At 70.6% G+C, this 361-nt stretch carries 1 pseudogene; it reads left to right on the plus strand.

The features are described 5' to 3' along the window. Positions 1 to 361 (plus strand): annotated as a pseudogene (locus ACNPM4_RS01995) (hypothetical protein); the annotation flags it as partial.

A 361-nucleotide genomic window follows, 5' to 3' on the forward strand; every position in this document is an offset into this window, starting at 1 on the left:
CCGGTCGCCGTAACCGACGAAGCGAACGGCGATGCCCCGCTGACCCGTCGCCAGGTTCGCGAGCAGGAGAAGGCCCGCACCGGTTCCGTCTCCGTGATCGGTGCCGAAGAGGCGGAAGCGGTGCCATCCGCCGAACCCGCCGATGAGGCCGAGGCAGCAGCCGCAGCGCAGGTCGAAGAAGAGGCGCCGCAGCAGGAGGAAGCTCCCGCGGTGGCCGCTGCAGAAGCCCCTGTCGAGCTCGTCTCCGGGGTCCCGGACTTCGCTCGGACCGTCGATGTCGACGATGACGAGGACGACGATGTGGATGACGAGGTCGCCGTCGCCCCCGTCAGCGCAGCAGTCGCGGCCGACACGGTCGGGG

The organism is Microbacterium umsixpiens (genome assembly GCF_053543675.1).